Source organism: Trinickia sp., assembly GCF_035492435.1.
Taxonomy (GTDB): domain Bacteria; phylum Pseudomonadota; class Gammaproteobacteria; order Burkholderiales; family Burkholderiaceae; genus Trinickia.
The window spans coordinates 20,751-27,641 of the sequence record NZ_DATJJF010000030.1; the positions used below are offsets into that span (position 1 = coordinate 20,751).

At 61.7% G+C, this 6,891-nt stretch carries 7 protein-coding genes; 6 read left to right on the forward strand and 1 reads right to left on the reverse strand.

Features of this window, described 5'->3' with window-relative positions:
• The first annotated feature begins 1 nt into the window (after position 1).
• The 6 genes from VL598_RS02790 to VL598_RS02815 all read left to right on the forward strand — a co-directional run bounded on the left by VL598_RS02790 (position 2) and on the right by VL598_RS02815 (position 6,367).
• On the forward strand, positions 2-775 hold the full coding sequence (locus VL598_RS02790; protein WP_325325179.1) for a TonB family protein: 774 nt from the start codon (positions 2-4) through the stop codon (positions 773-775).
• Entirely contained in the window at positions 772-2,325 is a 1,554-nt protein-coding gene (locus VL598_RS02795) for an alkaline phosphatase family protein (protein WP_325325180.1), read from the forward strand. The genes VL598_RS02790 and VL598_RS02795 overlap by 4 nt, the downstream gene beginning before the upstream one ends.
• Before the next feature lie 24 nt (positions 2,326-2,349).
• Positions 2,350-3,078, forward strand: a complete 729-nt coding sequence (locus VL598_RS02800; RefSeq protein ID WP_325325181.1) for a response regulator transcription factor — start codon at positions 2,350-2,352, stop codon at positions 3,076-3,078.
• Positions 3,071-4,453 carry a HAMP domain-containing sensor histidine kinase gene (locus VL598_RS02805; protein WP_325325182.1) on the forward strand — a complete coding sequence of 461 codons (1,383 nt, stop codon included), beginning with the start codon at positions 3,071-3,073 and terminating at the stop codon, positions 4,451-4,453. Before VL598_RS02800 ends, VL598_RS02805 begins: the two co-directional genes overlap by 8 nt.
• Positions 4,454-4,573: 120 nt before the next feature.
• On the forward strand, positions 4,574-5,290 hold the full coding sequence (locus VL598_RS02810; RefSeq protein ID WP_325325183.1) for a phosphatase PAP2 family protein: 717 nt from the start codon (positions 4,574-4,576) through the stop codon (positions 5,288-5,290).
• A 54-nt stretch (positions 5,291-5,344) separates the two neighbouring features.
• The gene (locus tag VL598_RS02815; RefSeq protein WP_325325184.1) at positions 5,345-6,367 is read left to right on the forward strand and encodes a hypothetical protein; all 1,023 of its coding nucleotides are present in this window, start codon (positions 5,345-5,347) and stop codon (positions 6,365-6,367) included.
• Positions 6,368-6,486: 119 nt separating this feature from the next.
• On the opposite strand, the gene VL598_RS02820 is transcribed toward VL598_RS02815, so the two are convergent.
• The coding region (locus VL598_RS02820; protein WP_325325185.1) for an ATP-binding protein at positions 6,487-6,891 on the reverse strand (405 nt) is incomplete at its 5' end.

A 6,891-nucleotide genomic window follows, 5' to 3' on the forward strand; every position in this document is an offset into this window, starting at 1 on the left:
CATGGCGACCGTACCCGCACCGGGCGCGATGCCGGGCAGCCGCGAGCCTCGCTCGCATTTCGGCCTCAATCGCGCCGCCCCTCTCGCGTTCCTCATCGAGGCATTGCTGCTGGCCGGCGCGTTCGTGCTGTTGTCGAAGAAATCGCCGCCGCCACCGCCTCCCGTCACCATGCTGACGCTCGCGCCTGTGGCGCCGCCCGCGCCGTCGCCGAAGCCGCCCGTGCCGACACCGGCCAAGCCCACACCGGCCAAGCCCACACCGGTCGCGAAGCCGGTCGAGCATCCGCCGCCGCGGCCCGTGGCCCATCCACCGGTGCCCGTGCATCACGCTGCCCCGCCGCGGCCGGCCACCCCGCCGCCGCCGGCTCCAGCACCGTCGGAAACGCCCCCGCCGGCCGCAATGCCGAGCGCACCGGCGACCGATCCGGCGCCTCCAGCGCCGCCGCCGCCTCCAGCGGCACCGGCTGCACCGGCCACGGGCGCCGTCGATCCGAGCTTCGATGCCGCGTTGCGCGCGGCCGTCGAATCGGCGGTGCGCTATCCGGAATCGGCACGCATGGCGGGCATCACCGGCCGCGCGCGGGTCGCCTTCACCTATCTCGACGGAACGGTCTCGGATGTACGGCTCGTCGTGTCAAGCGGCAGCGGTCTGCTCGACAGGGCGGCCCTCGCGGCAGTGCGCGATGCCATATACCCGAAACCCGCGCCCGCGCTCGCCGGCAAAACGCTGTCGAAGCAACTCTGGGTCACCTTCAATTTGAACGACGAGTCATGAAATTAATTCTTCCGGCCGTCTCGGCCGTCCCGTTTCTCCGCGCCGCCCTCGGCCTTATGGCCGGCATGGCCGGCATGGCGGCGAGCGCCGCTCCGATGTCAACGTCGATGCCAGCGTCGGCGCCCGTGCGGCACGTGCTGCTTGTCAGCGTCGACGGGCTTCACGGCAGCGATCTCGCAAACTTCATCAACGCGCATCCGAGCGGCACGCTTGCCGCGCTGGTCAAGCAAGGCATTGAGTACAGCAATGCGCACACTGTGGCGCCGGCCGACTCGTTTCCAGGTTTGCTCGCGCTTGTCACCGGCGGCACACCTGCCGTAACGGGCGTCTATTACGACGACACGTATGACCGCAAACTGTCCCCGGCGGGCAGCAACTGCCGTCTTGAAGGCGCGCACGTCCGTTTCAACGAAGACGTCGACAAGCCCGGCGCCGATGGCAATCCGACGATCGATCCCGAGCGGCTGCCGCGAGACCCGCAGCATGATTGCGCTCCCGAGTATCCGCACGCGTATTTGCGCGTCAATACGGTTTTCGATGCGGTACGTGACGCTGGCGGCTACACGGCCTGGACCGACAAGCATCCGGCCTATGAACTCGTCGAAGGCCCCTCGGGGCGCGGCGTAAGCGATCTGTTCGTACCCGAGATCGGTGGCGACTATGAAGCGCTGAAGGTGGCGATAGCCACTGCGCCGGGCGTGACTGGATCGCTTGCGAAGACCGAGGCCTACGATGATATGAAGGCGCAGGCCGTCGTCAACGAGATCGACGGGTTGACGCACGATGGCGGCAAGCATGCGCCCGTGCCGAACGTGTTCGGGCTCAACTTGCAGACCGTGAACGTGGCACAGAAGCTCAACGGTTATCGCGACGCCGAAGCAGATCTGACGCCCGGCGTCGATGGCGCGATTGAGCACGTCGATCAGATTCTTGGTCGCTTCGTTCACGAGCTCGACCGTCGCAATCTGCGCGAACAAACACTCATCATCGTCACGGCTAAGCACGGCAACGGGCCCATTGACCCTGCCTTGCTGCGCAAGATCGATAAGCGGCAGCTCTCTGATGTCATCGAGCGTGCGGCGCCCGGGGCGCTCGCACAACTGACGGTTGATCACGGGGCGCTCGTTTGGCTGCGTGATCCGTCAACGGCGCCAGCAATTGCGCAAGCGCTGCACAAAAACGCCGATGCGCTCGGCATTGAAGAGGTGCTGAGCGGCGAAGCGCTCACACGACGTTTCCCGTCGCCTGCCGTCGATAGCCGCACACCGGACATCGTCGTCATCACGCGCGACGGTGTCATCTACACGAAACCCGGCGACGGTAAGCTCGCTGAGCATGGCGGATTCCATGACGACGATACGAGTGTGGCGCTCATGATCTCGAATCCGCGCCTTGCCGTCAGCGCTCATCGCCTGACGTACCCGGTATCGACCACGCAAGTGGCGCCGACCATGCTCGTTGCGCTGGGGCTCGCGCCTGGGGCGCTGGAGGCCGTCGCGAAGGAGGGAACGGCCGCATTGCCGGGTATCAAATGGGGCATGCCACACTGAAACACAACCACGCAGGCTGAGCGCATGTCATCGATCTTCAAACCTGCCGCCACGCGGGCGGTAGGCTGCCAGGCAGGTATTCTCGTCATTGAGGATGACCTGGGCGTCGGAACCGAAGTCCAGGCGGTATTGGAGGACGGCGGTTTCGCCGTCGAGTGGGTGAAGACTGGCGCCGATGGGTTGCGGCGCGCGATCGACGGAGACTTCAAAACGATCGTCCTGGACCGGATGCTGCCCGATGTCGATGGTCTCTCCGTCTTATCGACGCTGCGCAACATCGGCAAGCGCACGCCCGTGCTGATCCTGAGCGCGCTCTCGGCGGTGGACGAGCGCGTACGCGGTCTGCGCGCTGGCGGCGACGACTACCTCACTAAGCCGTTTGACGGCCTCGAGCTGACTGCCCGCTTGAACGCAATTTTGCGCCGGCGCGCGCCCTCGTCGCGCGATACCGTGCTGCGAGTCGGCGATCTCGCGCTCGATACTGACAAGCGCGTTGCCGAGCGGGCTGCCCAGACGATCGAGCTCACAGCGCGCGAGTATGCGTTGCTCGAATATCTAATGCGACAGGCGGGTCAGGTCGTGACGCGCGCAATGTTGTTCGAATCGGCATGGAACTACCATTTCGACGCGCGCACGAACGTCATCGACATGCACATCGGTCAGTTGCGGCGCCGTATCAGTCTCAACGGCACGCTTTCCTCGATGATCCATACCGTGCGCAACATCGGATACATCCTCGATGCACATGACTGAGCGCCTTGCGCATTGCCTGACCGCGCCGTGGCGCCGGCACCTTGTGACGCGCCTGAGCGCTCCAGTGTGGCTCACGATCATCTTTGTCGGCTCCACCCTGGCGCTTTTCGTGCTGCTCGATCTGTTGACGCGCAATTACCTATTTCATCAAGTCAACGATCGCTTACGCGGCGAGGTGCCCGAATTTCAATCGCTCGACCGTGAAACGGCGATCACCACCATTGGCGAGCTAACTCACCGCGACATTGCGATAAAGCGGCCGTATGGACTCTTCCAAGCCGACGGAACATGGCTCGCCGGCAATATCACCATCTTGCCCGACGTGCCCGTGCGCCGGCCCTTCGATTACACCGTGCCACAAGAAGCCGGCGGGCCCGATTCGCACTACCGCGGCATCATCGTGCCGACCAAGGGAGGACTTCGCGTTGTCGTCGGACATCGGACGGACGAGATCCTTAATTTCCAACACATGCTAGTCGCCACGCTTTGCGTTGGCCTCAGCATTACCGTGCTTCTCGCAGCAGGCTGCGGGGCCATGATGATGTCCATGTCGAACCGCCGCATCAGGGAAATCGGCGAAAGCGCGCGAGAAATCATGGCGGGCGAGCTGACGTGTCGACTGCCGGTCCGGGGCACGAGCCACGATCTGGATCGGCTCGCGGCGATCGTCAACGAGATGCTCGACGAGATTGAGCGTCTAGTCGCGGAAGTGCGCGGCGTGTGCGCTGGGATCGCGCATGACCTGCGTTCGCCAATGACGCAGTTGCGCGCCGGGCTCGAGCGCGTGCGCCGGCGCGACAATGCCGACGACTATGCTCGGGCCATCGACGACGCAATCGGTCACGCGGACGTCGTGTTGAACCGATTCACGGCCCTCTTGAGGATTGCTGAGATCGACGCAGGCCGGCGCCGGGCACACTTCGACGAGATACGCCTCGATACGGTCGCGGCGGACGTTGTCGAGTTGTATCAACCCGTTGCCGACGATCGCGGCATTTCGATGATGCTGCAAGCCTGCTCGCCGTTGCACGTGCGCGGCGATCGCGACTTGCTGTTCGGTGCGATCGAAAATCTGATCGATAACGCACTGAAATTTACGCCGCGGGGCGGTCAGGTCGTTCTCACGGCCAACCTCGAGGCTGGGCGTGCCGTGCTGCAAGTGGCCGACACCGGGCCCGGCATCGCGCCTGCGGAGCGCGAGGCAGTGCTGCGGCCGTTTTACCGGTGCATCGCATCGCTTGCGAGCCAGATTGCCGGACACGGTGTCGGGCTCAGCCTTGTTGCGGCGATCATCCGTGTGCACGGTGCCGAAATCGAGATCCTGGAAAACGCCCCAGGCTGCAGAATCCGTCTGTGTTTCTCGCAGGCTTACTAATGCGGCATCGCCACTCCCGCTGATGACTGCCGATCGAAGGACGCATTGAAGGGAGCAGTGAAAAGGGGGGCGGGCACCCATGCATCCGCCATAACTTCACTAACGTTTCTTGTTGAATTTATGAAACACCCATTGTTGTCCTCTCTTGTGCTGATTACTGCGATCGGATTCATCGCAGAATCCGGCTCTGTGCTTGCCGATGGCGGAACCTACCTGAACCCGGAACAGATCGATCTGGGCGAGTTACTTGCTCCGCCTCCCGCCTTAGGCTCCGAGGCGCAAAAGGACGATCTCGCGCGTGTACTCGAAGTGCAACGCGAGCGCACGCCCGAAGAAGTGAGCCGCGCGCGAGGCGACGTTGAGAAGTCCGTCTTTCGTTTTTCGGACGTACTAGGTGCGGCTTTCAACGAGAAGAACCTTCCTCAGACTGCTGCACTCTTTGACGCTGCCGCTAAAGAAGCGGAGCTGGTCGCAAAGAGCGGCAAACGGTATTTCAAGCGACCGAGGCCGTTCGTCACGAGTAGCGATGTACACCCCATCGTTCTGACGAGTCCAAAGGGCGCGTACGAGTCGTACCCAAGCGGCCACGCGACGTTCGGCTATATGACGGCGATCCTGCTTTCTCGAATGGTCCCGGAAAAGCGGGCTGAAATTTTCGCGCGCGGACGGGAATTCGGCGAGAATCGTGTGGTCGACGGTGTGCACTATCCAAGCGATGTCGAAGCGGGGCGTATCGAAGGTACGCTCATCGCGGATGCGCTCATGGCGAATCCCGAGTTTCGACGAAATTTTTTCGTCGCAAAGTCCGAGGTGCGAACTGCGCTTGGCCTCAATTAAACATTTCGCACCGGAACAACGCCCGCCTCACAGGACACTAAACCGTACATTTTTATGAACTCACCTTTGCGTTTTTTGCGCCTTGCATCCGCTCTCGTGACGGCCATTCCTTTGCTCGCAATGGCGGGCGAGGCTCCGCTGACGCTGCTGAAAACCACGCCGCTTCCTGCGGTAACGGGAGGCGATTTCGATCATTTCGCGATCGATCTGGCGCATCACAAGCTGTACGTGCCAACCGAGGAATATGCGTCGATCGAACTGTTCAGTTTGCCGGACGGCGAACATCTCTCGAGTCACAGAACGGTTGCGAAGTCGCCCCACAAGCTCCTACTGACGGACGACGGCAAAAAGCTGTTGATCGCGGACGCCGGCGACGCGGCTCTCAAGATCGTCGACACCTCGACCTTCCGCGTCGAGAAGACCGTGCCCCTTGAGCCGGAACCTGACAGCGGTGTGGCCGACCGGAAAAACGGAATCTTTTACGTCGGCAACGGCGGGAAGGGCTCCCATCAGGACCACGCCTATATTTCGCTGATTTCCATTTCGGACGGCTCGGTTCTCGGCAAAATCGATGTGCCTGGCGGTCAGTTGAAGGCTATGGTCATCGATCACGCAACGGACCGCCTCTTTGTGAACCTGCGGGATAAAAACCAAGTCGGCGTAATCGATCTCAAGACGCGCAAGCTGACGAACCTGTGGAGTGTTCCGGGCCCGAGCCGCAATTCCGCGATGGCCTTCGATAGCGAGCACAAGCGCCTTTTCATCGGTTCGCGGGCACCCGGCAAGCTTTATGTGCTTGACTCCGATACCGGCTCAGTCATCCAGTCACTCAATATCGTCGACGTATCCGACGAAATGTACATGGACGGCGAACATCATCGGCTTTACATCGCTGGTGAAGGTGGACTCGATGTGATTCAACAGTTGGACCCGGATCACTATCGGATCGAGCAGCATATCGACACGCTAGGCGGCAAGACTTTCGCTTTTGTGCCTTCATTGCGCCGGCTGTACGTCGTTCATACGAAGGGGCCGCAAGCGGCCGAAGCTGGACTGCAGATTTTCAAAATGAACTAATCGCGCACTGGTGAGCACATGACGCCCAACTGCACGGACGTCAGGTGCTCACTAATGTAGGACGCAATTTAATCTGTCACCTTCGCATCGATGGTTGCAGCGAGATGCCGAAGAGGGTGTCACTCAACGCGCCGTGCCGCCGAAGGTTCGGTAGTCGGGAGGAGTAGAGCGACGCATAACCCTGATTGCTTCACTTCGTTGGCGAACGCTAGCCGTACCTCTGCTCCCACTCGGTCGGCGATAGCCTTTACGATAGAAAGGCCCAAGCCTGCTCCAATCTCGTCGTTGCCAAGTGTGCGGTAGAACGGGTCAAAGATGCGTTCGCGCTCTTCCAATGGAACACCTGGCCCAGTGTCTCGGATACGCAGCACCACGCGGCCTTTCTCCAAGTTCACCGATAAATCCACCCGGCCGCGCTCTGGAGAGTAGCGAATCGCGTTATCGACCAAGTTCTTGACCACCGCGATCATGTCCAGCTCACTCACCCACACCTGAGCGTCTTGCTCGCCCTCGACACCGATATC